Source organism: Micromonospora sp. NPDC006766, from assembly GCF_040636055.1.
Taxonomy (GTDB): Bacteria; Actinomycetota; Actinomycetes; order Mycobacteriales; family Micromonosporaceae; genus Micromonospora.
Genome location: NZ_JBEYIX010000004.1, coordinates 36,825 through 63,448, shown reverse-complemented (window position 1 = coordinate 63,448; position 26,624 = coordinate 36,825). Strand labels below are relative to the sequence as shown.

The following is a 26,624-nucleotide window of genomic DNA, read 5'->3' as shown; positions in this document are numbered from 1 at the left end:
GTGCTCGTGTCCACAACAGACAGCGGTCCGTGGTGGCGTGGCGCGGTGATCTATCAGGTGTACCCGCGCAGCTTCGCCGACGGCGACGGCGACGGCATCGGCGACATCGCCGGCATCCGGTCCCGGCTGGACCACCTCTCCGCGCTCGGCGTCGACGCGATCTGGTTCAACCCCTGGTACCCGTCCCCGATGGCCGACGCCGGCTACGACGTGGCCGACTACCGTGACATCGACCCGGTGTTCGGCACCCTCGCCGAAGCAGAGGCGCTGATCACAGAAGCACGCGCGCTCGGCATCCGGACCATCGTCGACGTGGTGCCGAACCACTGCTCGCACGCGCACCCCTGGTTCCAGGCGGCCCTCGCCGGCGGGCCGGACGCGCCCGAGCGGGAGCTGTTCTGGTTCCGCCCCGGCCGGGGCCCGAACGGCGACCAGCGGCCCACCGACTGGGTCGGCGAGTTCGGCGGCCCGACCTGGACCCGGACCGTCAACCCGGACGGCACCCCCGGCGACTGGTACCTGCACCTGTTCGCCCCCGAGCAGCCGGACTTCAACTGGAACCACCCACGGGTCCGGGCCGAGTTCGAGGACGTCCTGCGGTTCTGGTTCGACCGGGGAGTCGACGGCATCCGGATCGACTCGGCCGGGCTGCTGGTCAAGGACGGCACGCTGCCCGAGACGATCCCGGACCGGCCACACCCGTTCCACGACCTCGACGGCGTGCACGAGATCTACCGCGACTGGCGGCGGATCGCCGACGAGTATCCCGGCGACCGGGCACTAATCGGTGAGGTGTGGCTGCCGGACCGGCAGCGGTTCGCCAACTACCTGCGCCCGGACGAACTGCACGCGGCGTTCAACTTTGACTTCCTCGGCTGCGCCTGGGACGCCTCGGCGCTGCGCGAGAGCGTCGACGGGACGCTGAGCGCCCATGCGCCGGTCGGCGCTCCGGCCACCTGGGTGCTCTCCAACCACGATGTCACCCGACAGGTCACCCGCTACGGCCGGGCGGACACCACGTTCAGCTTCGCCGCCAAGCGCGAGGGAATCCCCACCGACCTGGAACTGGGCACCCGGCGCGCCCGCGCCGCCGCGCTGCTGGCCCTCGCGCTGCCCGGCGCGGCGTACGTCTACCAGGGGGAGGAACTGGGCCTCTGGGAGGTCGAGGACATCCCGTACGAGCTGCGCCAGGACCCGATGTGGGAACGCTCCGGCCGGGTCGACCCCGGCCGGGACGGCTGCCGGGTGCCGCTGCCGTGGACCGGCGACGACCCGCCGTTCGGGTTCAGTCCCGACGGCGCGACGGCCGCACCCTGGCTGCCCCAGCCGGCCGACTGGAAGGACCGCACCGTCCGGGCGCAGACCGGCGACCCGCACTCGATGCTGGAGCTCTACCGGGCGGCCATCGCGCTGCGCCGGGCCGAACCGGCGCTCGGCGACGGCACGCTGACCTGGCTGCCCGCCCCCGAGCGGGTGCTCGCCTTCGCCCGTGAGCCCGGATTCGCCTGCCTGGTCAACCTCTCCGATGCGGCGGTGCCGCTGCCCGACCACGACCGGCTGCTGCTCGCCAGCGGGCCTGTCGAGGACCTGCTCCCGCCGGACACCGCCGTCTGGCTGCGGGTCCGCTGATCCGTCGCGGCGTCGGCGGCCCGTCCCGGCCGTCGGCACCGCCGCCACAGGAAGGAGAACCGGAGCGACAGACGCACGGGGGAACCGGGCCATCCGATGAAAGGGAGCACACCCCTCATGGCCGACCACACCACCCCGCACCATCCGAGAAACCGGCTCCGCGCGGGCCTCGCCGCCGCCGCGCTGGCCGCCACCTCCGTCACCGTCGTGGCGCTCACCTCCACCGCGACTCCGGCCCGGGCCGCCGGGCTGTCGCCGTTCGACATCGTCGGCCGCGGCGCCACCGTCCCGTTCGTCGAGCAGGAGGCCGAGCGGGCCGCGTACACCGGCACCCGGATCGGCCCCGACCGGCGCTACGGCACTCTGGCGTCGGAGGCGTCCGGCCGGGAGGCGGTCACCCTCAACGCCGCCGGTCAGTACGTCGAGTTCACCCTCACCGCCCCGGCCGACGCGATGACCTTCCGGTACAGCCTGCCGGACAACGCCGCCGGCACCGGCCGGGACGCCACCATCGACGTGCGAGCCAACGGCACCCTGGTCAAGGCCGTTCCGGTCACCTCCCGGTACGGCTGGTTCTACGGCGGGTACCCGTTCAACAACAATCCCGGCGACACCAACCCGCACCACTTCTACGACGAGACCCGCACCCTGTTCGGCACCACTTACCCGGCCGGCGCAAAGATTCGTCTGCAGGTCTCCTCGACCGCGCAGTCACCCACCTTCACCATCGACCTGGCCGACTTCGAGCTGGTCGGCGCGCCGATCGCCAAACCCGCCGGGGTGCTGGACGTGGTGACCGACTTCGGTGCCGACCCGACCGGCGCCACCGACTCCACCGTCAAGTTCCAGGCCGCCGTCGACGCCGGCAAGGCGCAGGGCAAGACGGTGTGGATCCCCACCGGCACCTTCACCCTCTGGGACCACGTGGTGGTCGACGGGGTCACCCTGCGCGGCGCCGGCCCCTGGTATTCGGTGCTCGGCGGCCGGCACCCCACCGACCGCAAACGGGCGGCCGGCATCTACGGCAAGTACGTCGCCGGCGGCGGCTACAGCGGGCAGATCCGGTCGCATGAGGCCGGCGGCCCCAGCCGCAACGTCACCCTGCGGGACTTCGCGATCATCGGCGACATCCGGGAGCGGGTCGACGAGGACCAGGTCAACGCCCTCGGCGGGGCGTTGTCCAACTCGGTGGTCGACAACCTCTGGTTGCAGCACACCAAGGTCGGCGCCTGGATGGACGGGCCGATGGACAACCTGACCATCCGCAACAGCCGGATCCTCGACCAGACCGCGGACGGGGTGAACTTCCACTGGGGCGTCACCAACTCCACGGTCACCAACACGTTCGTCCGCAACACCGGCGACGACGGCCTGGCCATGTGGGCGCAGAACGTGCCCAACGTCAACAACGCCTTCACCTTCAACACCGTGGGCGTCACCGTCCTGGCCAACAACCTGGTCACCTACGGCGGCCGGGACATCCGGATCACCGACAACGTGACCGCCGACTCGGTCACCAACGGCGGCGGTATCCATGTCGCCAACCGCTACCCGGGCGTGAACGGCCCGACCGCGGTCGCCGGCACGATCACGGTGGCCCGCAACACCCTGATCCGCAACGGCAACTCCGACTACAACTGGCAGTTCGGCGTGGGCGCGCTGTGGTTTTCCGCGCTCAACGAACCGATCCAGGGCGCCACGATCAACGTCACCGACACCGACATCCTGGACAGCTCCTACGCGGCCCTGCACTGGATCGAGGGGCAGACCAGCGGGATCAAGCTGAACAACGTCCGCATCGACGGGGCCGGGACGTTCGCCCTTCAGATGCAGGCACCCAGCCAGGTCAGCTTCACGAACGTCCGGGCCACCGGCGTCGCCCAGGCCAACCCGATGTACAACTGCGTCGGCGGCAGCTTCCAGATCACCCAGGGCGCCGGCAACTCCGGCTGGTACTCGGCCAACCCGTACTGCGGGCCGTGGCCCGAGCCGCAGTGGGGCAACGGCCCGTCCACCCCGCCCAGCGCGACGCCGACGACCCCGACCGTCAGCCCCACCCCGACCGCCAGCCCCACGCCGACCGCCAGCCCCACGCCGACCGGGCCGCCGCCGTCGGGCGGCAACCTCGCCCTCGGCCGGCCGGTCACCGCGTCGAGCAGCACCCAGACGTACGTGGCGGCCAACGCGGTCGACGGCAACCCCGGCACCTATTGGGAGAGCGCCAACAACAGCTTCCCGCAGACGCTGACCGTGGACCTCGGCGCGGCGCGTGCCGTTGACCGGGTGGTGCTGAAACTCCCGTCCGGCTGGGAGCGGCGTACCCAGACCCTCTCCGTGCTCGGCTCCACCGACGGGTCGACGTACGCGACGGCGAAGGCGTCGGCCGGCTACACCTTCGACCCGGCCACCGGCAACACCGTGTCGATCCCGCTGCCGGCGGGGGACCGGCGGTACGTACGGCTCAGCTTCACCGCCAACACCGGCTGGCCTGCCGGGCAGGTCGCCGAGTTCGAGGTGTACGGCGGGACGAGCACCACCCCGCCCCCGACCACCGCCCCGCCGCCCAGCGGCAACCTGGCCGTCGGGCGTCCGGTGACCGAGACCAGCCACGCCGACGTGTACGTGGCGGCCAACGCGGTCGACGGCAACCCCGGCACCTATTGGGAGAGCGCCAACAACGCGTTCCCCCAGTCGCTCACCGTCGACCTCGGCGCGGCGTACCCGGTGTCCCGGATCGTGCTGAAGCTGCCACCTTCGTCGGCCTGGCAGACCCGGGTCCAGACCCTGTCCGTGCTCGGCTCCAGCGACGGGTCGACGTGGACCACCGTCAAGGCGTCGGCCGGCTACACCTTCAACCCCGCGACCGGTAACACCGTCACGATCACTTTCTCCGCCACCAGCCAGCGGCACCTGCGGCTGACCTTCACCGGCAACACCGGCTGGCCGGCCGGCCAGCTCAGCGAGTTCGAGGCGTACGCCAGCTGACCACCCCGGGTCCCCGCAGCGCCGCGGGGACCCACCCACCTCTTCACCACCCCCGGAAGAAGGTGTCTGCGCCATGTCCAAATTCCGTACCCGCCTGGTCGCGGTGCTCGCCGCGGTCGGGCTGGCCGTCACCGCCCCGCCCCCGTCCCCGGCCGCCGCGGCCGGCGGCCCCAACCTCGCCCTCGGCCGGACCGCCTCGGCCAGCAGCGCCAACGGCCCGTACACGGCGGGCAACCTGACCGACGGCAACGCCGGCAGCTACTGGGAGAGCACCAGCAACAGCTTCCCGCAGTGGGCGCAGGTCGACCTCGGCAGCGCCCAGACCGTCGACCAGGTCGTCCTGAAACTGCCCGCCTCCTGGGAGTCCCGTACCCAGACCCTGTCCGTGCAGGGCAGCACCGACGGCAACAGCTTCACCACCGTCGTCGCCTCGGCTGGCCGCACGTTCAGCCCCGGCAGCGGCAACACCGTCACCCTGTCCTTCACCGCCACCACCACCCGGTACGTCCGCGTCTCGATCACCGCCAACACCGGCTGGTCCGCCGCGCAGCTCGCCGAGCTGGAGGTGTACGGGGTCACCACCTCCACCACCAACCTGGCCCTGGGTCGGCCGATGGCCGAGAGCGGCCACGCCGACGTGTACGGCGCGGCCAACGCCAACGACGGCAACGCCGGCACCTACTGGGAGAGCGTCAACAACGCCTTTCCGCAGTGGATCCGCGCCGACCTCGGCGGCACCGTGGGGGTCAACAAGCTGCTGCTGAAGCTCCCCGCGAGCTGGCCGGCGCGCACGCAGACGCTCACCGTGCAGGGCAGCACCGACGGGACCACCTTCAGCACGCTCGTCGCCTCCGCCGGATACGCGTTCAACCCGACCGGCGGCAACACCGTCACCATCACCTTCGCCACCGCGAGCACCCGGTACGTGCGGCTGCTGTTCACCGCCAACACCGGCTGGCCCGCCGGGCAGCTCAGCGAGCTGGAGATCTACGGCCCGGCCACCGGGGACACCCAGCCGCCCACCGCGCCGGGCAACCTGACCCTCACCGAGCCGGCCCCCGACCAGATCACGCTGACCTGGACCGCGTCGACCGACAACGTCGGCGTCGTCGGTTACGACGTCTACGCCAACGGGACGCTGCGCACCAGCGTCGGCGGCACCACCCTGACCTGGACCGACACCCAGCCGGCCGGCACCACCGTCTCCTACTATGTCCGGGCCCGCGACGCCGTCGGCAACCAGTCGGCCAACAGCAACACCGTCACCCGCACCGGGAGCACCGGCGGCACCACCCCGCCCACCGCGCCCGGCAACCTGACGTACACGCAGCCGGGGTCGGGGCAGATCAAACTGACCTGGACGGCGTCGACCGACGACGTCGGGGTCACCGCCTACGACATCTACGCCAACAACGCGCTGCGCGCCACCGTCGGCGGGTCGACCCTGACGTACACCGACAACCAGCCGGACAGCGCCACCGTCTCCTACTACGTCCGCGCCCGGGACGCCGCCGGGAACGTGTCGGCGACCTCCAACACCGTCACCCGGGTCGGCAGCACACCGGCCGGCCGGAACCTGGCCGTCGGCAAGCCGATCACCGCCTCCTCGGTGGTGCACATCTTCAACGCCGTCAACGCCAACGACGACGACGTGACGACCTACTGGGAGGGCGCGCCGGGGGCGTACCCGAGCACGCTCACCGTCGCGCTCGGGGCCAACGCCAACATCAGCGCCGTCGTGGTCAAGCTGAACCCCGATCCGGCCTGGGGACCGCGTACGCAGACCTTCCAGGTGCTCGGCCGGGAGCAGTCCGCGTCGGCGTTCACCACCCTGGTCGGCTCGGCGACGTACTCGTTCAACCCGGCCAGCAGCAACACCGTCACCATCCCGCTCACCGCCACCGCCGCCGACGTGCGGCTGCAGTTCACCGCCAACTCGGGCGCGCCCAACGGGCAGGTGGCCGAGTTCCAGGTGATCGGCACGCCCGCGCCGAACCCGGACCTGACCGTCACCAGCATGTCGGCCACGCCGTCCGCGCCGGTGGAGACCGACCCGATCACCCTGTCCGCCACGGTCCGCAACATCGGCACCGCCGCGTCCACCGCCACCGCGGTCACCTTCTACCTGGGTACGACCAAGGTCGGCACCGCGTCCGTCGGCGCCCTCGCCGCCGGGGCCTCGGCGACCGTCTCCGCGGCCATCGGCGTCCGCGACGCCGGCACCTACGCGATCACCGCCACGGTCGACGAGGCGAACACCGTCATCGAGCAGGACGAGTCGAACAACAGCCTGACCGGCTCGCTGACCGTTCGCCCGGTGGCCAGTTCCGACCTGGTCGCCGGGGCGGTCACCTGGTCGCCGAGCACGCCGAGCGTCGGCGCCACGGTGAGTTTCGCGGTGTCGATCCGCAACCAGGGCACGATCGCCTCGGCCGGCGGCGCACACGGCATCACCCTCACCCTGCTCTCCGACACCGGCGCGGTGGTACGCACCCTCACCGGCTCGTACACCGGCGTCCTCGCGGCCGGGGCGACCAGCCCGCCGGTCGACCTGGGCGGTTGGACGGCGGCCAACGGCAGGTACACCGTTCGGGTGGCCCTCGCCGTCGACGCCAACGAGCTGCCGGTCAAACAGCAGAACAACACCAGCGACCGGTCGCTCTTCGTCGGTCGTGGCGCGAACCTGCCGTACGACATGTACGAGGCCGAGGACGGCCGGACCGGCGGCGGCGCGCAGGTGATCGGGCCGAGCCGCGACATCGGCACCCTGGCCGGTGAGGCGTCCGGCCGCCGCGCGGTCACCTTGAACACCACCGGCGCGTACGTCGAGTGGACCACCCGGGCGGCGACCAACACCCTGGTCACCCGCTTCTCCATCCCGGATTCCGCCGGCGGCGGCGGGATCGACTCGACGTTGAACATCTACGTCAACGGGGTCCTGCACAAGCCGATCAACCTGACCTCGAAGCACAGCTGGCTCTACGGCGCCGAGGCGGGCCCGAGCGACTCGCCGGGCGCGGGCGCCCCCCGCCACCTGTACGACGAGGCCAACGTGATGTTGAACTCGACCGTTCCGGCCGGCAGCACCATCCGGCTGCAGAAGGACGTCGCCAACACCAGCACGTACGCGATCGACTTCATCAACACGGAGCTGGTGTCGCCGCGGCCCAACCCGGACCCGGCCCGCTACAAGGTGCCCAACGGCTTCAGCCACTCCGACGTGCAGAACGCCCTCGACGCCGTCCGGATGGACACCACCGGCACCCTGGTCGGGGTCTACCTGCCGCCCGGCACCTACGACACCGCCCAGAAGTTCCAGGTGTACGGCAAGGCGGTCAAGGTGGTCGGGGCCGGCATGTGGTACACCCGCTTCCAGACGCCGCCGTCGCAGCAGAACACCGACGCCGGCTTCCGGGTGGAGCCCACGGCCAGCGGGTCCACCTTCGCCCACCTGTCCTTCTTCGGCAACTACACCAACCGGATCGACGGGCCGGGCAAGGTCTGGGGCGAACTGAAGGACGTCAACAACCTCACCCTCGACAGCGTCTGGGTGGAGCACACCGTCTGCGCGTACTGGGGGGTCCACGTCAGCGGGCTGACCATCCGGGACAGCCGGTTCCGCGACACCTTCGCCGACGGGGTGAACATGACCAACGGCAGCACCGGCAACCTGGTCACCAACACCGAGGGGCGGTCCAACGGGGACGACGCGTTCGCGTTGTTCTCCGCGACCGACCAGGGCGCGTCGGCCGGCAACCACGGCAACGTGTTCGAGAACCTGACCGCCATGCTGACGTGGCGGGCGGCCGGGCTGGCCGTGTACGGCGGGTATGACAACACCTTCCGCAACCTGCACATCGCGGACATGTTGACGTACTCCGGCATCACCATCAGCTCGCTGGACTTCGGCTATCCGTTCATCGGGTTCGGGGCCAGCCCGCCGACCCAGTTCCAGAACATCTCGCTGGTCCGGGCGGGCGGCCACTTCTGGGGCGCGCAGACCTTCCCGGCGATCTGGGTGTTCTCCGCGTCCAAGGAGTTCCGCGGCATCCGGGTGTCCGACGTCGACATCGTCGATCCCACGTACTCGGGGATCATGTTCCAGACCAAGTACACCGGCAGCCAGCCGGAGAACCCGATCACCGACACGGTGTTCACCAACGTGTCGATCTCCGGGGCGAAGCGCAGCGGTGACGCCTTCGACGCCAAGTCCGGCTTCGGGATCTGGGTCAACGAGATGCCCGAGTCCGGGCAGGGGCCGGCCGTCGGCTCCGCCACCTTCGTCAACCTCCGACTGTCCGGCAACTACCAGGACATCCGGAACACGACCAGCACCTTCACCATCAACCGGAGCTGACCGGCTCGGGGCCGGGTGGCGCCGCCGGGAGGACGACCTGTCCCGGCGGCGTCCGCGCTCCCGCTACTGCACCGAGCAGGGGGAGTCGTCGACGGTGCACGCCTCGGGTGCCTTGGTCCCGCGCAGATCCCGATTCCGCACGTCGAACCGGAACGTCGTCGACCCTTCGGCTGGCACGACCGGCCCGGTGAACGTGACGACCTGCCCGTCCTGCTGCCACTCGGCCCCGCTGACGCCGCTGATCGTGGCCCCCGCGCCCAGCGTCACCACCACCGCCCAGCCCGACTTCTCCGTGCCGTCCGGGTTGCTCACCACCACCTCGCCCCGGTAGCCGAACATCCGGTCGACGACGGTCTGGTAGCGGGCGGCCAGGGGAACGGTCGGCGTGGGGCTCCCGCTGGGCTCGGTAGTCGGCGTGGGGGGCGGGGTCGAAGACGAGGACGGGGAGGGGGACGGGGACGGCGCGTCGCTGCTGCGGGCGGCGGCCGGCGCGGTGCGCGACGGGGTGCTGCGGGGGGTGGGGCTGGTGGCGGTCGGCAGCAGAAGCGGAGTCGACTGCGGTGCGGCCTCCGGGATCCGCGGCGCCGGCCGGGTCAGCCACACCGCCGCCCCGGCGGCCAGGGCGAGGCACGCCAGGCATCCGCCGATCACTCCCGCCCGCCGGCGTCCGGTCCGGGTACGGACATCGCCGAGCAACCGGACCACGGGCAGTTCGGCGGTCAGCCCGCCCTCGGCGCGTCGCAGGTCGACGCGCTGGAACGCCAGCCAGTCGAGGATCGCCGGCAACCGCACGGTCACCGCCTGCTGGTGGTGCTCGGTGCGGCGAGCCTGCCGTTCGGCGTCCCACTCGCCGTCCACCAGCACCTCGTGCACGCGCAGCCGGCAGCCGTGGCCGGTCGGGACGATGCCGAGGGTCAGCCGGGTACGCGTGGCGCCCTCCCGGCAGTCCAGCACGGACAGCGCCGGCGCCCGCCGCTCCACCACGGTCGCCTCGACGTCGGCGTCGAACCCGGGCAGTCCTGCCGTACGCAGCAGCAGTCGATCGGGTTGGTCCGCCTGCGGCGTGCCCTCGGCGAACCACTTGGCGAGCAGCGCGGGGTCCGTCACCGCGCGCCACACCATTTCGGCGGGGTGGAACAGGTCGACGTCGATGCCGATCTCAATCACGCGCAGACTCTACGGCCGACGCGCGCGGCCGTTCCGGGCGGGCGATCCCCGCGTCACTGCGCCGGCTGTCCCGGGTTGTCGTCGTGCCAACGAGCGCGCCACGCGGCCTCGCCCGTCTCGTATCTGACCTTCTCCTCGTACACGGCGCGGCGCAGCGCGTCGCGGGAGTCGGCGAGGACCACCATCTCGACGACGACGAGCGCGACGCAGGTGACGGTCAGCAGGCTGAGCGCGCCGAGCGCCGGCAGCAGCCGGCCGGTGACAAGTCCGACCGCGAGCGCGACGAGCACACCCACCCGGGTCCACGTCACGGTCCCCAACGTGCGCAGTTGGAACGCCAGGTCGGCGGCGAAATAGACCATCACGCCGCCGAACAACAGCGGCACCGACTCCGCGCGGCCCGGCTCGACCAGCCCGCCCACCGGATCGACGATCGTGGCCACCAACTCCTCCGCGCCGACCGCGAACCCGATCAAGCCGGCGATCATCGGCAGGTAGAGGTAGGCGTACGCGTCACGGGCCATCGTCACCCGCGGCACGCCCTGCGCGGCGTGCAGCGCGATCCGGGAGGCCGGGCCGATCATGTCGAAGTGCGCCCACCACAGCGCCGCCGTGGCGAGGACGCCCAACATCGCCGCCACGATGCCCGGCCAGCTCACCGGCTTGCCGAGCAGGTTGCCGCCGACACCGACGGAGATGACGGACTCGCCCAGCGCGATGATGAGGATGAAGTCGTAGCGCTCCGTCCAGTGTTCGGCGGAGGTGACATCCCAGCGCTGGATGCCGCCCAGCAGCCCGCTGGCGTACTGGACGACGACGACGGCGATCCACAGCCCGTCCCGGAGCCACTCCGCGAGCTGCGGATCGGCGATCCTGGTCGGCAGCAGCGCCGCGAGCAGCAGCAGCAGGGTCGTGATCGCCACCTCGGGCAGCATCAGCTGGCCCGGGACCTTCCGTTGGCCTCGAGCGACGTACGCGTACGGCACCAGGTGGACGGCGCGGAACACCAGATAGCTGATCGTGACCAGCACCGGCCCGCCGACACCCAGGTGGCCGGTGCCGAAGGTCTGCGGCACGGCCAGCGAGAAGGTGAACAGCGCGAGCATGCCGGCCACCATCAGCACCGGGACGAAGCCCTCGCCGAGCCTCAGCCGGGCGGCGACCATGCTGTGTACCACCCAGCACCACCAGAGCACGGCGAACACCAGCACGGCGTGCAGCAGTTGCCGTCCGGTCACGTTGGTGGCGGTGGCCCGGGTGATGATGAAGAACGAGACGACGAAGACGAGGTCGAAGAAGAGCTCGAACTTGTCCACCCGGGCGGCCGGGGCGACCGGGATTGCTGGCCCCAGCCCCCCGCGCCTCCGATCGTCGTCCACCGGACGAGTCTTTCAGCGGCGGGGCCCGTGGCGGGCCGGAATCGACGCCTCCCCGGCTGCGCCTCAGCCGCCCGCCGAACGCAGGGTCAGCTCGTGGCTTCGGGGGCCGGGGTCGCGTGGGCGAGCGCGGCCCGGAGCGTGGCGACCATCGGGGTGTCGGGGTGCTCGATCCAGTGCTGGGTGGCGACCCGCACGGTGGCCAGGAAGGTCGCCGCCATGATCCGGGCACGCAGCGCCCGGTCCGGGTCGGTGAGCCGCTGGGCGAGTTCGCCGGCCAGCTCACGTTCGAATGCGGCGTACGCGGCGGCCTGGTGGGCGAGCAGGCCCGGGTGCCCGCGCAGCCGTCGGCGGCGCTCCAGCCAGGCCAGGACCTCGCCGTCGTCGTACATCTCGGCCGTCAGGTGCAGGGCGGCCCGGCTCAGCGCGACCCATGGCGACTCGTCGGGGGGTTGCGCGCGCAGCAGGTCCAGCAACCGGCGTAGCCGTCTGGTGTCGCCGTAGAAGAGGGCCTCCTCCTTGCTGGAGAAGTAGTTGGAGAATGTCCGTCGGGAGACGTTCGCGCCGTCGGCGATCGCCTCGACGGTGACCCGGTCCGGCCCCTGCTCGGCGGCGAGGCGTAACGCCGCCTCGTGCAGGGCGAGGCGGGTTGCCGCCTTCTTGCGTTCCCGCAGCCCCGCCCCCTCGTCCATGGCCCCAGCCTAAGCGAGACGTGATTCAGTTCTCAACGAGCAAACTTGCCTGGCGGGCAAGATTCCCCGATGCTTGCTTGAGGCAACCAATGTTGGGTCGGAGGACAAGAGTGGACACCGCCATCCGAGAACTCGGTACGCGGCTGCGCGACCTGTTGACCGGCGTGCGGCTGCTCAGACAGCGGCGCGAAGACGAGCGGCCGGCCGTGCCGTCCGGCCTGGTGGGCCTGCTCATGCTCCTCGACCGTCGCGCCGGCGGCTGCCATGCCCGGGAGCTCGCCGAGTGGGGCCGGCTCGACCCGTCGACCGTCAGCCGAGCCGTCGCGGCCCTCGTCGCGCACGGCCTGGTGCAACGGCGGACCGACCCGACCGACCGGCGGGCCAGCCAACTGACCATCACCCCCGCCGGCCGGGACGCTCTGACCGAGACGGACGACTGGTACGAGCAGGTCTTCACCCGAGCACTCGCCGGCTGGACACCCGGCGAGGTGGCGGCGCTGTCCACCGCGCTCGACCGCTTCACCCGCGACCTTGAGGTCGCCCTCGCACACCACGACAACCGGAAGGACGCGCGATGAGCGCACCCACCGCAACGGCCGAAGCCGCACCGATGAGTCGGCGGCAGACGCTCGAAGCACTGAGCGGCCTGCTGCTGGTGCTCTTCGTCGCGATGCTCAGCAGCACCGTGGTCTCGATCGCGCTGCCGAAGATCATCGGCGCGCTGAACGGCTCCCAGACCCAGTACACCTGGGTGGTCACCGCGACCCTGCTCACCGCCACCGCCACTACCCCGATCTGGGGCAAGCTGGCCGACCTGTTCAACAAGAAGCTGCTCATCCAGGTCGCCATCGTGGTGTTCCTGGTCGGCTCGATCGTCGCCGGGTTCGCGCAGACCGCCGGGCAGCTCATCGCCGCCCGCGCCTTCCAGGGCATCGGCGTCGGTGGGCTTCAGGCCCTGGTCCAGGTCGCCATCGCGGCGATGATCCCGCCGCGCGAGCGGGGCCGCTACAACGGTTACCTGGGCGGCGTCATGGCCCTCGCGACGGTTGGTGGCCCGCTGCTGGGCGGCCTGATCGTCGACACGTCCTGGCTCGGCTGGCGCTGGTGCTTCTTCGTGGGCGTGCCGGTCGCCGTCGTCGCGCTGATCCTGCTCCAGGCCACCCTGCACCTGCCCACCGCGCGCCGGGACAACGTGAAGATCGACTACCTCGGCGCGAGCCTGATCGCCGCCGGCGTCAGCGTGCTGCTGATCTGGATCTCGTTCGTCGACTCCTCCTTCGCCTGGCTCTCCTGGCAGACCGCCGCGATGGTCGGCGGCGCGCTGCTCCTGCTCGCCCTGGCGACCTGGACCGAGTCGCGGGCCGCGGAGCCGGTCGTCCCGTTGAAGATCATCCGCGAGCGCACCACCGCGCTGGCCATCCTCGGCAGCCTCGCGGTCGGCATGGCGATGTTCGGCGGTTCCGTCTTCCTCGGCCAGTACTTCCAGATCGGTCGCGGCTACACCCCCACGGAGGCCGGCCTGCTGACCATCCCGATGATGGCCGGCGTCCTGCTGTCGTCGATCGTCGCCGGGCGGCTGATCACCCGCAGCGGACGGATCAAGCCCTACATCGTGGCCGGCTCGATCATCCTGGTCGCCGGGTTCGCCCTGCTCGGCACCATCGACCACGAGACCTCGCTGCTCGTGCTCGGCACCGCCATGTTCGTCGTCGGCGTCGGCGTCGGCATGACCATGCAGAACCTCGTGCTCGCCGTGCAGAACACCGTCCCGCTCAGGGACATCGGCGCGGCCAGCTCCAGCGTCGCGTTCTTCCGCTCCCTCGGCGGCACCATCGGGGTCTCCGTGCTCGGCGCCATCCTCGCCCGCCGGGTCACCGAGCGGATCACCCACGACCTCGCCGCCGCCGGCATCCCGACCTCCGGCAGCAGCGGCGGTGGCAGCCTGCTCAACCTGGGGGCGCTGCCGGCGCCGGTCCAGCACATCGTCCGCGCCGCGTACGGCGACGCGACCGGGCACATCTTCTTCATCTCCGCGGCCATCGCGGTCGTCGGTGTCATCGCCGCGCTGCTGCTCAAGCCGGTCACCCTGCGCTCCAGCCTCGACCTTCCCGACCCCGCGCGGTCGGCCGCCGTCGCGGCGGACGCGGTCGACGGCGCGCCCGCCTTCGACCAGGTGGCCGTCGATGCCGCGGGTCCGGAGCAGCCCGTCCGTCGCTGACCCCGTTTCCCGGTCGCGGGCCGCCGCCGGTGACGGCGACGGCCCCGCGACCGCGATCTAGGGCTTGAGCACCACCTTGACGCACTCCTCCTGCTTGTTCTTGAAGATGTCGTAGCCCTGGGGCGCGTCCTCCAGCCGCATGGTGTGCGTGATGATGAAGCTCGGGTCGATCTCGCCGTTGCGGATCCGTTCCAACAGCGGTCGCATGTAGCGCTGCACGTGGGCCTGGCCGGAGCGCATCGTCAGCGAGCGGTTCATGAACGAGCCCATCGGGAACTTGTCGATGAATCCGCCGTACGCGCCGATGGCCGAGATGGTGCCGCCGTTGCGGCAGCTGAGGATCGCCTCACGCAGCGCGTGCGGCCGGTCGGTCTCCGCCTTGACCGCCTGCTTCGCCCGGTCGTACGCGTGCAGGGCTGCCGACGCGTGGTGGCCCTCCATCCCGACCGCGTCGATGCAGGCGTCCGGGCCCCGGCCGGCGGTCAGCTCCCGCAGCGTGTCCAGGACGTCGGTCTCCTCGTAGTTGATGGTCTCCGCGCCGACCCGGTCCCGGGCCATCAGCAGCCGGTACGGGAATCGGTCGATGACGATCACGCTGCCGGCGCCGAGCAGGTAGGCGCTGGCGGCGGCGAACTGCCCCACCGGCCCGGCGCCCCACACCGCGACGGTGTCGCCGGGCTTGATGTCGCACAGTTCCGCGGCCATGTAGCCGGTGGGCAGCACGTCGGACAGGAACAGCACCTGCTCGTCGGGCAGGTCGTCGGTGATCTTCAGGGCCCCGACGTCGGCGTACGGCACCCGCACGTACTGGGCCTGCCCACCCGCGTACCCGCCCATCATGTGCGAGTAGCCGAAGATGCCGGCGGGGGTGTGCCCCATGGCCAGTTCGGCCATCGCCGCGTTCGGGTTGGAGTTCTCGCAGACGGAATAGAGGCCGCGCTGGCAGGAGCTGCAGCCACCGCAGGCGATGGGGAAGCCGACGACGACCCGGTCGCCGACCCGCAGCCCGTCCCGTACGCCCTCGCCGAGCTCGACGATCTCGCCCATGAACTCGTGCCCGAGGATGTCGCCGCGTTTCATGGTCGGGACGAAGCCGTCCAGCAGGTGCAGGTCGGATCCGCAGATCGCCGACGAGGTCACCCGGACGACGGCGTCGCGGGGATTGAGGATCTGTGGATCCGGTACCTCCTCGACCGCGACCCGGTTCGGGGCGATCCAGCAGTTCGCCTTCATGGTGGCCTCTCCCTCACACGCTGCGGTGCGTCGCCAGCGGTCGCGCGGGACGCTGCTTCACCTGGCTCCGGACGCTCGGGCCGTCCGGCGTGCCGTCCGAACGGGTGATCTCACCGGTCTCGATCACCTGCTTGAACCGCCGCAGGTCGTCGGAGATCTGCTGCTGCGGGTTTTCGCCGAACGCCCGGGCCACCAGCGCGCCCAGGACGCGGCCCGGCGGGGCGTACTCCAGTTCCACCCGCACCTCGGTGGCCTTGCCGCCGGCGACCGGGGTGAAACGCACGACTCCGGAGTTCGGCACGCGCGCGCCGTCGACGGACCGCCACCGGATCAGTTGGTTCGGCCGATCCTCGATGATTTCTGCCTGCCACTGCACGCTCCGGCCGCCGGGGGCCTTCGCGATCCACTGCGACCGCCGGTCATCCGTGATCCGCACGGACTGCAGGTGGTACATGAACCGGGGCAGATTCTCGAAGTCGTGCCAGAAGCCGTACGCCTGCTCCGGGGCGCGGTTGATCGTCACCGAGCCGTACGCCCGGCCGGTGCCCGTCATGCCCCGGCGACGCAGTGTCGCGCGCACCGAGACGTACAGGTCGACCGCGGTGATTCCGGCGAGCGCGGTCATGACGTACGTCAGCCGGCGCTGGCGGTCGCCGCGGCGGTGGCGCAACGCCTGGCCGGTCGCGGCCAGGTCCATGATGTCGCCGGCCACCCGGGTCCACGCGCCCAGCCCGGGCCGGCGCGGAACCAGCAGCGCCGCGGCGTGGCCCAGCTCGCGGACCCCGGCGGCCCGCAGCACCACCGGGGCGGTACGGGAGTCGTCGACGCCGGTCATTCTGCTCAGCCGGGACCCCGCGGCGAGCGCGGTCACGCCCAGACCGAGGCTGAACCAGCCGAGGAGGCGGGCCAGACCCTCGGTGCCACGATCCTGGGTCGCGCGCTCGATCCCGAGCGCGTCGGTCGCCGAGCGGACTCCCATGGTCGTCCTGCGTGTCATGCCTCGTCTCACCCCGTGTTTCGAGTCGTTCGTGGCGGCTGCACCGCTCGGCGCCGCATCCCAACCGTCGGCTGCCATTCCCGTTAATCCCGGCCGCACACCTGTGGTCCCCATCGGCCGTGACCGCGGCCGCCGGCGCTGTTGTGCCCGATATGCTCCATCCGGGAACCCGGCCGGACGGGGGGCGGGATGGCCGAGCAGCCAGGGCCCAGGGACGGAGGCCGGTCCTGGGCTGACGCGGTAGCCGGTCGCGCCGGTTCGGCGGTGGCCATGGCTCCGCAGCACGCCGAGCGTGCCGGCCGGCTTCGGACGCGGCAGCTGGGGGTCATGGCGCTGATCTCAATCCAGGCGGGCCTGGCGGCCGCGCTGTCCTGGGTGATCGCCCGCGACCTGCTACACAACCCGAGTCCGGTGTTCGCCCCCAGTGCGGCGGTGGGCACGATCGTCTCCGCGATCGGGCAGCGCGGACGCCGCACCGCGGAGACCATGCTCGGCGTCGGGCTGGGCATCGTGGTCGGCGACGCGGTCCTGCTCAAGATCGGGTACGGGCCGTGGCAAGTCGGCTTCGTGGTGGCGGTGGCACTCCTCGCCGCTTTCGTGCTCGTCGGGCGCAGCGGCGCTCTGGTTGCCCAGGCCGGTGGCACCGCGGTGCTGCTTGCCACCCTCGCACCTGTCACACCCAACCTCGAGTGGCCCCGGATCGTGCAGGCCAGCGTCGGCGGCCTGGTGGGGCTGGCGGTGTGGTGCACGAGGCGGCGACGGGGCACCCACGGTCGGACCGGTAAGGCTGCGGCCGCCCACCCTCGACGTGCCGATCGGCGGCGGATCCAGCCGAATTATCCCCTTGCGGGGCGGCCGTGCGGACCGGTTTGGTCACACCAGCCTCGGGAACGCGAATGAGGAGGAGCACGCCGCCTTGAAAAAGCAGGAGCGCGCCGCCGAAGGGGGCGCCGCGAAGGGAGTTCGCATCATGACCAACGCCCAGCAGCCGTTGCGCGGCAAACGAGTCGCCTTTCTCGCCGCCGACGGGGTCGAGGACATCGAATACACGCAGTCCCGGGCCGCCGCCGAGCAGGCGGGTGCCGAGGCGCATCTGATCTCGATCAAGTCCGGCGAGATCCAGTCGATGGACCACGACATCAAGCCGGCAAGCCGATATCGGGTGGACCGGACGGTCGATCAGGCGGATCCCGCCGACTACGACGCCCTGGTGCTGCCCGGCGGGACGGTCAACCCCGACCGGCTCCGGATGAACCCGGCCGCGATGAACTTCGTCCGGGCGTTCTTTCAGCAGGCCAAGCCGGTGGCGGCGATCTGCCACGGCCCGTGGTCGCTGGTCGAGACCGGGCTCGTCAAGGGGCGGACCGTCACCTCGTATCCCAGCCTGCGCACCGACATCGTCAATGCCGGTGGGAACTGGGTGGACCAGCAGGTGCAGGTGGACAGCGGGCTGGTCACCAGCCGCAACCCCGGCGACCTGCCGGCCTTCTGCGCCAAGATGGTCGAGGAGTTCGCCGAGGGCCGGCATGCGCGCCAGATGGCGACCGCCTGACCCGGCAGCGACGCCGGGCCGGGACCCGAGCCCGGCCCGGCGTGGCGTTTCCGGGCGGTGTGGGCGGACGGCCGGTGGTGACGAGCAGGTGCCACCTGGATTTATAGACAAGAGTCTTTACTGTTAACAAGGTTTAATTTATGTTCGTGGCAGCTCCACGTGTCGTCCCCCGAAGGAGTTGCCGTCATGCGTCGAAGAATCACCCTCCCGCTTCTCACCACGGGCGCCGTCGCCGCCACCCTGGCCGTCGCCGTGCCTGCCCAGGCCCACGGTTACGTCTCCTCGCCGCCCAGCCGCCAGGCGCTCTGCGCGCAGAACAAGGTGCCGGACTGCGGCCAGATCAAGTACGAGCCGCAGAGCGTCGAAGGGCCCAAGGGCCTCCGTACCTGTCACGCCGGGATCGCCCAGTTCGCCGTCCTGAACGACGACAGCCGCAACTGGCCCGCCACCTCGGTCGGCAGCTCGGTCACCTTCACCTGGATCAACACCGCCCGGCACGCCACCAGCAACTGGGAGTACTGGATCGGCAACACCCGCGTCGCCGTCGTCGACGGCGGCGGCCGCCAGCCCGACGCCACCGTGTCGCACACGGTCAACCTCGGCGGCTTCTCCGGCCGGCAGAAGCTGCTCGCGGTGTGGAACATCGCCGACACCGCCAATGCCTTCTACTCCTGCGTGGACCTGCAAATCGGTGGCGGCGGGGGCACCCCGTCGCCCAGCCCGAGCCCGTCGCCGACGCCCCGCCCGACCGCGAGCCCGACCAGCTCACCCGCCCCCGGCGGCACCTGGACCGCCGGGCGGGCCTACCAGGTCGGGGACCAGGTCACCTACAACGGCCTGACCTACCGCTGCCGCCAGGCGCACACCGCCATCCCCGGTTGGGAACCGCCCAACACCCCGGCCCTGTGGCTGCAGGTCTGACCGTACGGGTGCGGCCACGCCCGTCGTGTGCCGGACCCCGGGCCGATCGCCGCCCCGGCGTCCGGCAGGCGCTCACCGCCGGCCTGGTGGCGGTCCTGCTGGCCGCCACCGGCTGTACGCGGCCGTCGGGGTCGCCCGCCGCGCGGGCGACCCCGTCCGGGGCGGTCGCCGACGCCTCGGCCAGCGGCATCGACGTGCTGTTCCTGGCCATGATGGTGGCGCACACCGAGCAGACCCTGCAGCTCGTCCGGGTCGGGCTCGAGCGCACCGCGGACCCGGAGATCCGGACGCTGATCGCCGCCATCGAGGCCACCGAGACCGACGAACTGTCCACCATGCGCGGCTGGCTGCGCGACGCCGGCCCTTCGGCGGTGGCCGCCGCCGCCCGGCACGACCACTCCGGGCACAGCGACGCCGCCGCCGGGCTGGCCCGGCTGCGGGCCGCCCCGGCCGCGCAGGCGGACCGGGTGCTGCTCGACGTGCTCGCCGCGCATCAGGCGACGGCGGCGCGGCTCGCCCGCGCGCAGTCGGACGCCGGCACCAGCGCCCAGGTGCGTGAGTTGGCCCGGCGGATCGAACAGTCGCGGACCGCGGAGGTCGCGCTGATGGCGAAGCTCGCCGCCGCGCCACCGTCCGGGCGGTGACGAGGCGCCGGCCGCGACGCAGATCACGTCGCGGTGCCGACCCGGCGGGCGGTAATCCGACGCGAAGTGTCGGTGGTCATCGGTAGGCTCCCGTGCGTTGCCCCTCGCCGCATGCGGCACCCGCACGCGTGACACGCGTGGTGCCGCCACCGGCCCCCGCAGCCAACGGATTTCAGGAGACCTTTTGTGACCCAGCAACCTGTCGCGACATCGAACAAGCTCGACGCCGCGGTGCTCAAGGTGGCGGGAGTGGTCGTGCTCGGCGCGATCATGTCGATCCTCGACGTGACGGTCGTCAGCGTCGCGCTGCCGAAGTTCATGCAGGAGTTCGACGCGTCCTACGCCCGGGTGGCCTGGACGATGACCGGTTACACCCTCGCGCTGGCCACGGTGATTCCGCTGAGCGGTTGGGCGGCGGACCGGTTCGGCACCAAGCGCCTCTACATGACCGCCCTGGCGCTGTTCACCATCGGGTCCGGGCTGTGCGCCACCGCCGACACGATCGGTGAGTTGATCGCCTTCCGCGTCCTGCAGGGCCTCGGTGGCGGCATGCTCATGCCCCTGGGCATGACGATCATGACCCGGGCGGCCGGTCCGCAGCGGATCGGCCGGCTGATGGCCGTGCTCGGCATCCCGATGCTGCTCGGGCCGATCTGCGGTCCGATCCTCGGCGGCTGGCTGATCGACACGGCGAGCTGGCACTGGATCTTCCTGATCAACCTGCCGATCGGCGTCATCGCGCTCGGCTACGCCCTGCTGGCGCTGCCGAAGGACAACCCCGAGCCGTCGGAGTCGTTCGACTTCCTCGGCATGCTGATGCTCTCGCCGGGGCTGGCCCTGTTCCTCTACGGCATCTCGTCGCTGCCCGAGGCCGGTACGATCGCCGAGACCAAGGTGTGGCTGCCCATGCTGGTCGGCGGCGCGCTCGTGGTGAGCTTCGTCCTCTACTCGTTCCGGCCCCGGCACCCGCTGGTCGACCTGCGGCTGTTCGCCAACCGCAACCTGACCATCGCGACGATCACCCTGGTCGTGTTCATCGTCGCGTTCATGGGTGCCGGCCTGCTGTTCCCGAGCTACTTCCTGCAGGTTCGCGGCGAGTCGACGATGACCGCGGGCCTGCTGATGGCACCGCAGGGCATCGGCGCGATGCTCACCATGCCGATCGCCGGGATGCTGGCCGACCGGGTGCCGGTCGGCCGGACGGTGCCGTTCGCGCTGGTGCTCATCGCCGCCGGGTTCTTCACCTTCACCCAGCTCGACGCGCACACCTCATACTGGCTGCTCTGCGGCTCGCTGTTCGTGATGGGCCTGGGCATGGGTGCCACGATGATGCCGATCATGACCTCGGCGCTGAAGACCCTGCATGCGCAGGAGGTGGCCCGCGGCTCCACGCTGGTCAACATCCTCCAACAGATCGGCGGTTCGGTCGGCGCCGCGGTGATGTCGGTGCTGCTCACCAGCAAGCTGAACGGCTCCCAGCTGATTCCCGGCGTGACCGATCCGAGTGGCAAGCCGGTCACCGAGGCGGGGCTGGCGATCGCGGCTCAGCAGCAGCCGGAACTCACCCAGCAGTTCCCGGTGCCGCAGGCGCTCATCGATCGCGGCCTCGACTTCGCGGCCAACTCCTTCGCCGGGGTGTTCCTGGTGGCCTTCGTGCTCGTGCTGGTCACGTTCATCCCGGCCGCGTTCCTGCCGCGCCGGAGTAAGCCGTCCGACCTGCTCGACGGCCAGCAGGGGGAGCAGCCGCCGACCCCCGTGGCCATCCACTGAGTTGCCGGTCGGGCCGTCAGGTGCGCCCTGGCGGCCCGACCCTCGTCCCGGACATCCCTCGGGGGCGGCGATCTTCGGATCGTCGCCCCCGAGCCGTTGGCGTGATCAGTTCTTCAATAGACAAATCTCGATGCTGTCGGTACTGTTCCCACACCTCGGTTGCAATGATGCATAGCCATATCCGGAGGTGCGTGTGTTCAGAAGTCTCACTCGAGGTCGGGTCGGCGTCGCCGCGCTGGCCGCAGGGATCGTTATCGCCGTCCCCGCCGCCGCCGGTGCCGCCCCCGGTGCGGCCGCACCGGCGGACGGCGGCGCCACGGCGGCGGTGACCGCCCGGCTGCTCGACCATGCGGCGAACGCCAGCGACGCGGGACTGCGGTCCGCCGGCGCCGACGACACCCGGGTCACCGTCACCCGCCGCCAGGGTCAGGCGTGGGCGTTCGGGACGGCCGTCATCGTCGCCCCGCACCAGGAGGGCGCCTACCCGGCGGGCTGGGTGTTCCTGGCACACCGGGAACGCGCCAGCTGGCAGGTCGCCTTCGACGGTGAGGCCGGCTTCGGCACCCTCGCCGACCGCGCGCCGGCCACCGTGGTGTCGTCGAGGGAACGTGGCCTGTTCACCGATGTCCACCCGATGTACGCCGGGGGCGACTACCGCACCGGCATGCGCCTGCCGTACGCGCTGGGCCAGTCCTGGTACTTCACCGGCGGGCCGCACGGCTGGGGCGGCAGCGAAACGCCGTGGAGCTCGATCGACCTCGCCGGCGGGGACCAGCGGGTCCTCGCGGCGCGCGGCGGCACCGCGTACACCATGTGCCGGGGCTGGATTCGGGTGTACCACGACCGTGGCTACGCCACCGACTACTACCACCTGTGGAACAACATCAGCGTCAACGGGGCGAGCGTGGGCGAGGGCGCCTACCTCGGCGACACCGGCACCGACGTCACCTGCGGCGGCGCGGCCAGCGGCCGGCACGTGCACTTCGCCCTCCGGCAGAACGACGCGTACGTGCCGATGGTCGGGCACAACCTCGGCAAATGGGTCGTGATGGGTGGCGGCGGGACCTACCAGGGCTACGCGCTGCACGGCTCGGCGCAGGTGAACGTCGGTGGGGCGCTCTACAACCACGGCGCGCTCGGGCTGAACCAGGGGATCATTGACGCCAACGGCGGCGGCACGGTCAACCGGCGCACCGGCCCCGGCACCGGGTACGCGGTCGCCGGCTCGATCGCCGACGGCGCCACGGTGACGGTGGCCTGCTCAGCCAACGGCACCTCGCACAGCGGCCGGTGGGGCACCACCGCGCTGTGGAACAAGCTGACCGACGGCACCTGGGTCAGCGACGCCTTCATGTGGACCGGCTCGGCCGGCACGATCAACGGCTGGTGCTGAGCGACCGGCCCGCGTGTCGGCACGGCGCGAGACTCCCGGCGCAGCGGCGGTCGCCGATGACCGTCCCGGACGGGGAGCCTCGTCGCCTCCGCCCGGCGCTCCCCGAACCGTTCGTACACTGACGCCGGTTGCACCTCCGCCGGCCGCTCCGGGTCCCGCCGGATCCCCGCCGGCCGAGGGGTCGGAAACCGTGGGCCGTCGTCAACGCGCTCGTCGCGGGTAGGGATATGACCGGGCGGGACGGGCACCGCGTACCCGGGCTGCCGCACGCCCGCGTGGCCGAGCTGCTCCGCGCCGCCGCCGAGTGACGCCCCGGCGGCCGGGGCGGGTGGTGGCCATGCGGCGGCCGGCGGCCCGGACGCGACGCTGGCCCGTCATCCACGCCCCCGACGCCCCCTGAGGTCGTTAGAGTGACCCCGTTCCCACCGCCTCGCCAGCCAGCGAGGTCCCAGGGGGAGCCCGATGTCACGGAGGCGGTCGTGACGACAGCCGCGCAGCGACCACCCGGGCGTAGGCCCGTTCGGGCCGCCTGATGCGGTGGATCTCAGGCGTTGCCGGCCTGGCCGTGCTGGTGATCACGGTGGGCAGTGTCCTGCGCAACCTGGTGGTGACGCGCGGGCTGGGCTCGGCCCTGGTACGGGTGCTCTGGCGGCTGACCCGATGGTTGCTGCGGCGGGTGTCGGCGCCCCTGCGCGGCTACGAGGCGCGGGACCGCTTCCTCGCCTGGTTGGCGCCGATCGTGCTGCTCGCGATGCTGTGGTCCTGGCTGATCGGGCTACTGGCCGGGTACGGGCTGCTCATGTACGCGTTCTCCGGGCTGTCCTGGGCGGACTCCTTCCGGGAGGCCGGATCCAGTCTGTTCACCCTCGGGTTCGCGTCCAGCGTCCGTAGCCGGCTCAACGCGCTGGACTTCGTCGCCGCCGCGAGCGGACCCCTGGTCATCGCGCTGCAGATCGCGTACCTGCCGACGCTGTACGGCGCCTACAACCGACGGGAGCTGGAGGTCACCCTGCTGGAGTCCCGGGTTTCCCCGCCCGCGTGGGGGCCGGAACTGCTGGCCCGGCAGGCACTCGTCGGCACCGTCGACGAGCTGCGGGGGCTGTACGAGGACTGGGAGCGGCTGGCGGCGGACATCGGCGAGACCCACACCAACTATCCGGTGCTGCTCGCGTTCCGTTCGCCGCGCCCGTACCGCAGCTGGGTCGTCGCCCTGATCGCGGTGATGGACGCGGCCGCGATGCACATCTCCCTGGCCCCGACGGCGGCGACCGTGCCCGCCGCACGGCTGATGCTGCGCTCGGGCTTCACCGCGCTGCGCGACATCGCCCGGGTCGTGCGTATCCCGTTCGATCCCGATCCCCGCCCGGACGGCCCGCTGCGGCTCACCTTCGAGGAGTACGCCGAGGCGGTGGCGCATGTGCAGCGGGCCGGCTTCCCCCTGGAACGGTCCGCCGAACAGTCGTGGCCGGATTTTCGCGGCTGGCGGGTCAACTACGAGAACATCGCGTACGCGCTGGCTCACAGCGCCGACGCGGTGCCGGGGCTGTGGAGCGGCGACCGGGACTTCCCCAGCGAGCCCCTGGCGCCCCGGCGGCCGACCGATCGCCGGCCCCAACCACCCACGCGGTGATCAGAGGTTAGGCCGGCCGTGCGCGGGGAATCCGCGCCCCACACGCCCCGCGCGGACGGATGAATGATTACTGATGGCTGTGCGTGATGCGCTCGTACCGGCTCGCCTGGCGTCACCCGCACGGTCGCCGGTACCCCGCTACCGGTTGCTCGGCATGCTCGGTTCGGCCGTGATCGCGCTGGGCGGGCTGCTGTCCGGCGTGACGCCCCTCGGCGAGATCGCGATCGACCTGCCGCTGCTGCACGACCTGCGAGCGTCGACGACGCTGTCGGTGTTCGTGGTCTACGTCGGCCTCGCGCTGCTCCTGCTGGCCTGGTGGCGCGTCGGCGTCACGGTACGCGCCGCCAACGGCCCGACCCTGCGGGAGTTGATGGTGACGGCGGCGTGGTGGGCGATGCCGTTCGCTCTCATCACCCCCATCTTCAGCGGTGACGTGCACAGCTACCTCGCACAGGGCGCGATGACGATGGCCGGCCTGGACGCGTACCGGGTGGGACCGTCCGCCCTGGGCGGCCCGCTCACCGTCAACGTGCCCGACATCTGGCAGCACACCCCGGCGCCGTACGGTCCGATCTTTCTCTGGCTCGCCGCGGCGGTGACCGCGCTGACCGACAGCGGCGTCTGGGCCGGCGTCATCGGCATGCGGGCGTTGGCGCTGCTGGGCGTGGGCCTGCTGGCCTGGTCGGTGCCCCGCCTGGCCGGCCTGTGCGGGGTGCGGCCGGTGGCCGCGCTGTGGCTGGGCGTGCTCAATCCCCTCGTGCTGTTGCACCTGATCGCCGACGCCCACAACGAGGCGGTGATGCTGGGCCTGATGTGCGTCGGGCTGCTCCTGGCGCTCCGGCGGCGACCCGCGATCGGCATCGTGGTGATCACGCTCGCCGCCCTCGTCAAGGCTCCGGCGGCGATGGCGATCGCCTTCGTCGTCCCCATCTGGGCGCGGCACCTGGCCGGCCGACGCCGGCGGCTGCGAGCGGCCCAGCGCACCGTCGTTGTCACCGTCGTCACCGGCCTGGCCGCCGCCGCCGCGACCAGGAGCGGCTTCGGCTGGGCACGCGCACTCGACACGCCCACCCATGCCCACACCTGGATGTCCGTCACCACGGACGCCGGCTGGGCGGCCGGGACGCTGCTGCACCGGCTGAGCGGCCTCACGGTCGAGCACACCGTCCGCGCCTTCTGGTTGGGTGGCCTCGTCGTCGCCGCGGCGGTCAGCCTGATCCTGTGGCGGCGCGCGGCCCGGATCGGACCGGTGACCGCGCTCGGCCTCTGCCTGGCGGTGGTGGTCCTCGCCGGCCCGGTGGTGCACCCGTGGTATCTGCTGTGGGCGCTCGTGCCACTCGCGGCGGCCGCCAGGGGCGCCGCGCTGAGGCGGGCGATGGCCATCGGCTCGGTCGTCCTTGTCCTGGTGGTGCTGCCCGGCGGCGTGGAGCCCGGCCTGCCGGCGTTCCTCGGCGCGGCGCTGGGCTCGTCGGCGGTGCTGGTCGCCGCAGCCGGGAGACCAGGCCGGCGGCGTGGGCCAGGGAGGAGGAATCGCCCCACCGGCACGCATGCCACGGCCGTTCCGGGGTAGCCAGCCGGGAAGCATACGAGGAGGGGGAAGCCTCGATGGGTGACGCCGTCGCGAATCAGGCCGCCGGGTCGGGCCGGCCGGCCAGTCCGACCGATCGCCTGGCCGAGGACGTGGCCGAGGTGGTCCGGGCGGAGGTCCGTGCGGTGCGCGGCCAGCTGGCGGACGCCGCCCGGCCGGCCGGGCTCGGCGTGGCCCTGGTCGCCGTCGCCGGCGGCTGTCTGGTGCTGGGCGCGGGGGCGGCTTCGACGACCGTGCTGCGCATGCTGGAGGCGTTCCTGCCGCGTCGGTTGGCGGCGGCCGGACTCACCGCCGGCTACCTGGCGACGGCGCTGGTGCTGGGCCGGCTGGGGTTGAACCAGCTCCGGGCGGCGGGGGGTGGTTCCGCCCGGCTCGCCGACGAGGTCCGCGACGCCGTCTCCGCCACCGCCGGGCGGGTGGTGCCGGCCGGGTCCGCCGCCGTGCGGAGCGGGCTCAGACGTTGAGCCGCCGC

The 26,624-nt window shown here is 71.8% G+C and carries 20 protein-coding genes; 15 read left to right on the top strand and 5 right to left on the bottom strand.

The annotated features are described in order from the left end of the window. The first annotated feature begins 6 nt into the window (after nt 1-6). The 3 genes from ABZ671_RS07495 to ABZ671_RS07485 all read left to right on the top strand — a co-directional run bounded on the left by ABZ671_RS07495 (nt 7) and on the right by ABZ671_RS07485 (nt 8,971). Nucleotides 7-1,629: a glycoside hydrolase family 13 protein gene (locus ABZ671_RS07495; protein WP_357852800.1), complete on the top strand. Its 1,623-nt coding sequence runs from the start codon at nt 7-9 to the stop codon at nt 1,627-1,629. A gap of 117 nt (nt 1,630-1,746) precedes the next feature. After that, nucleotides 1,747-4,614: a discoidin domain-containing protein gene (locus ABZ671_RS07490; RefSeq protein ID WP_357852797.1), complete on the top strand. Its 2,868-nt coding sequence runs from the start codon at nt 1,747-1,749 to the stop codon at nt 4,612-4,614. Nucleotides 4,615-4,687: 73 nt separating this feature from the next. After that, nucleotides 4,688-8,971 (top strand): discoidin domain-containing protein, encoded by a 4,284-nt coding sequence (locus tag ABZ671_RS07485; RefSeq protein WP_357852794.1) that lies wholly within the window; start codon nt 4,688-4,690, stop codon nt 8,969-8,971. 63 nt (nt 8,972-9,034) lie between these two features. On the opposite strand, the gene ABZ671_RS07480 is transcribed toward ABZ671_RS07485, so the two are convergent. From ABZ671_RS07480 to ABZ671_RS07470, 3 genes are all read right to left on the bottom strand, one after another. Then, a complete protein-coding gene (locus ABZ671_RS07480) occupies nt 9,035-10,138 on the bottom strand; it encodes an SRPBCC domain-containing protein (RefSeq protein WP_357852791.1) in 1,104 nt (367 codons plus the stop codon). Nucleotides 10,139-10,191: 53 nt separating this feature from the next. Continuing rightward, nucleotides 10,192-11,517, bottom strand: coding sequence for a low temperature requirement protein A (locus ABZ671_RS07475; protein WP_357852788.1), 1,326 nt, complete (start codon nt 11,515-11,517; stop codon nt 10,192-10,194). Nucleotides 11,518-11,603: 86 nt separating this feature from the next. Beyond that, entirely contained in the window at nt 11,604-12,206 is a 603-nt protein-coding gene (locus tag ABZ671_RS07470; RefSeq protein ID WP_357852785.1) for a TetR family transcriptional regulator, read from the bottom strand. A 110-nt stretch (nt 12,207-12,316) separates the two neighbouring features. Between ABZ671_RS07470 and ABZ671_RS07465 the strand changes: the two genes are divergently transcribed. Beyond that, entirely contained in the window at nt 12,317-12,784 is a 468-nt protein-coding gene (locus tag ABZ671_RS07465; protein ID WP_357852782.1) for a MarR family transcriptional regulator, read from the top strand. Continuing rightward, nucleotides 12,781-14,424 carry an MDR family MFS transporter gene (locus tag ABZ671_RS07460; RefSeq protein WP_357852779.1) on the top strand — a complete coding sequence of 548 codons (1,644 nt, stop codon included), beginning with the start codon at nt 12,781-12,783 and terminating at the stop codon, nt 14,422-14,424. Before ABZ671_RS07465 ends, ABZ671_RS07460 begins: the two co-directional genes overlap by 4 nt. A gap of 57 nt (nt 14,425-14,481) precedes the next feature. Here the strand turns inward: ABZ671_RS07460 and ABZ671_RS07455 are convergent, their stop codons facing one another. Continuing rightward, nucleotides 14,482-15,657 carry a zinc-dependent alcohol dehydrogenase gene (locus ABZ671_RS07455; protein WP_357852776.1) on the bottom strand — a complete coding sequence of 392 codons (1,176 nt, stop codon included), beginning with the start codon at nt 15,655-15,657 and terminating at the stop codon, nt 14,482-14,484. Between the two features lie 13 nt (nt 15,658-15,670). Continuing rightward, a complete protein-coding gene (locus tag ABZ671_RS07450; protein WP_357852773.1) occupies nt 15,671-16,654 on the bottom strand; it encodes an SRPBCC family protein in 984 nt (327 codons plus the stop codon). Between the two features lie 327 nt (nt 16,655-16,981). Between ABZ671_RS07450 and ABZ671_RS07445 the strand changes: the two genes are divergently transcribed. From ABZ671_RS07445 to ABZ671_RS07400, 10 genes are all read left to right on the top strand, one after another. Continuing rightward, the gene (locus ABZ671_RS07445) at nt 16,982-17,554 is read left to right on the top strand and encodes an FUSC family protein (protein ID WP_357852770.1); all 573 of its coding nucleotides are present in this window, start codon (nt 16,982-16,984) and stop codon (nt 17,552-17,554) included. 70 nt (nt 17,555-17,624) lie between these two features. Continuing rightward, nucleotides 17,625-18,206 carry a type 1 glutamine amidotransferase domain-containing protein gene (locus tag ABZ671_RS07440; RefSeq protein ID WP_357852765.1) on the top strand — a complete coding sequence of 194 codons (582 nt, stop codon included), beginning with the start codon at nt 17,625-17,627 and terminating at the stop codon, nt 18,204-18,206. 186 nt (nt 18,207-18,392) lie between these two features. Next, nucleotides 18,393-19,127 (top strand): lytic polysaccharide monooxygenase, encoded by a 735-nt coding sequence (locus ABZ671_RS07435; protein WP_357852761.1) that lies wholly within the window; start codon nt 18,393-18,395, stop codon nt 19,125-19,127. Between the two features lie 8 nt (nt 19,128-19,135). Beyond that, a complete protein-coding gene (locus ABZ671_RS07430) occupies nt 19,136-19,771 on the top strand; it encodes a DUF305 domain-containing protein (protein ID WP_357853232.1) in 636 nt (211 codons plus the stop codon). Nucleotides 19,772-19,957: 186 nt separating this feature from the next. Beyond that, complete coding sequence (locus tag ABZ671_RS07425; protein ID WP_357852758.1) at nt 19,958-21,541, top strand: DHA2 family efflux MFS transporter permease subunit; 1,584 nt, start codon at nt 19,958-19,960, stop codon at nt 21,539-21,541. Nucleotides 21,542-21,734: 193 nt separating this feature from the next. Continuing rightward, the gene (locus ABZ671_RS07420; protein WP_357852755.1) at nt 21,735-22,934 is read left to right on the top strand and encodes a peptidoglycan DD-metalloendopeptidase family protein; all 1,200 of its coding nucleotides are present in this window, start codon (nt 21,735-21,737) and stop codon (nt 22,932-22,934) included. A 128-nt stretch (nt 22,935-23,062) separates the two neighbouring features. Next, nucleotides 23,063-23,242, top strand: a complete 180-nt coding sequence (locus ABZ671_RS07415; RefSeq protein WP_357852751.1) for a hypothetical protein — start codon at nt 23,063-23,065, stop codon at nt 23,240-23,242. 224 nt (nt 23,243-23,466) lie between these two features. Beyond that, complete coding sequence (locus ABZ671_RS07410) at nt 23,467-24,564, top strand: hypothetical protein (protein WP_357852748.1); 1,098 nt, start codon at nt 23,467-23,469, stop codon at nt 24,562-24,564. A gap of 73 nt (nt 24,565-24,637) precedes the next feature. After that, nucleotides 24,638-26,134, top strand: coding sequence for a polyprenol phosphomannose-dependent alpha 1,6 mannosyltransferase MptB (mptB, locus tag ABZ671_RS07405; RefSeq protein ID WP_357852745.1), 1,497 nt, complete (start codon nt 24,638-24,640; stop codon nt 26,132-26,134). A gap of 35 nt (nt 26,135-26,169) precedes the next feature. Continuing rightward, the gene (locus tag ABZ671_RS07400; RefSeq protein WP_357852742.1) at nt 26,170-26,616 is read left to right on the top strand and encodes a phage holin family protein; all 447 of its coding nucleotides are present in this window, start codon (nt 26,170-26,172) and stop codon (nt 26,614-26,616) included. The last annotated feature ends 8 nt before the right edge of the window (nt 26,617-26,624 follow it).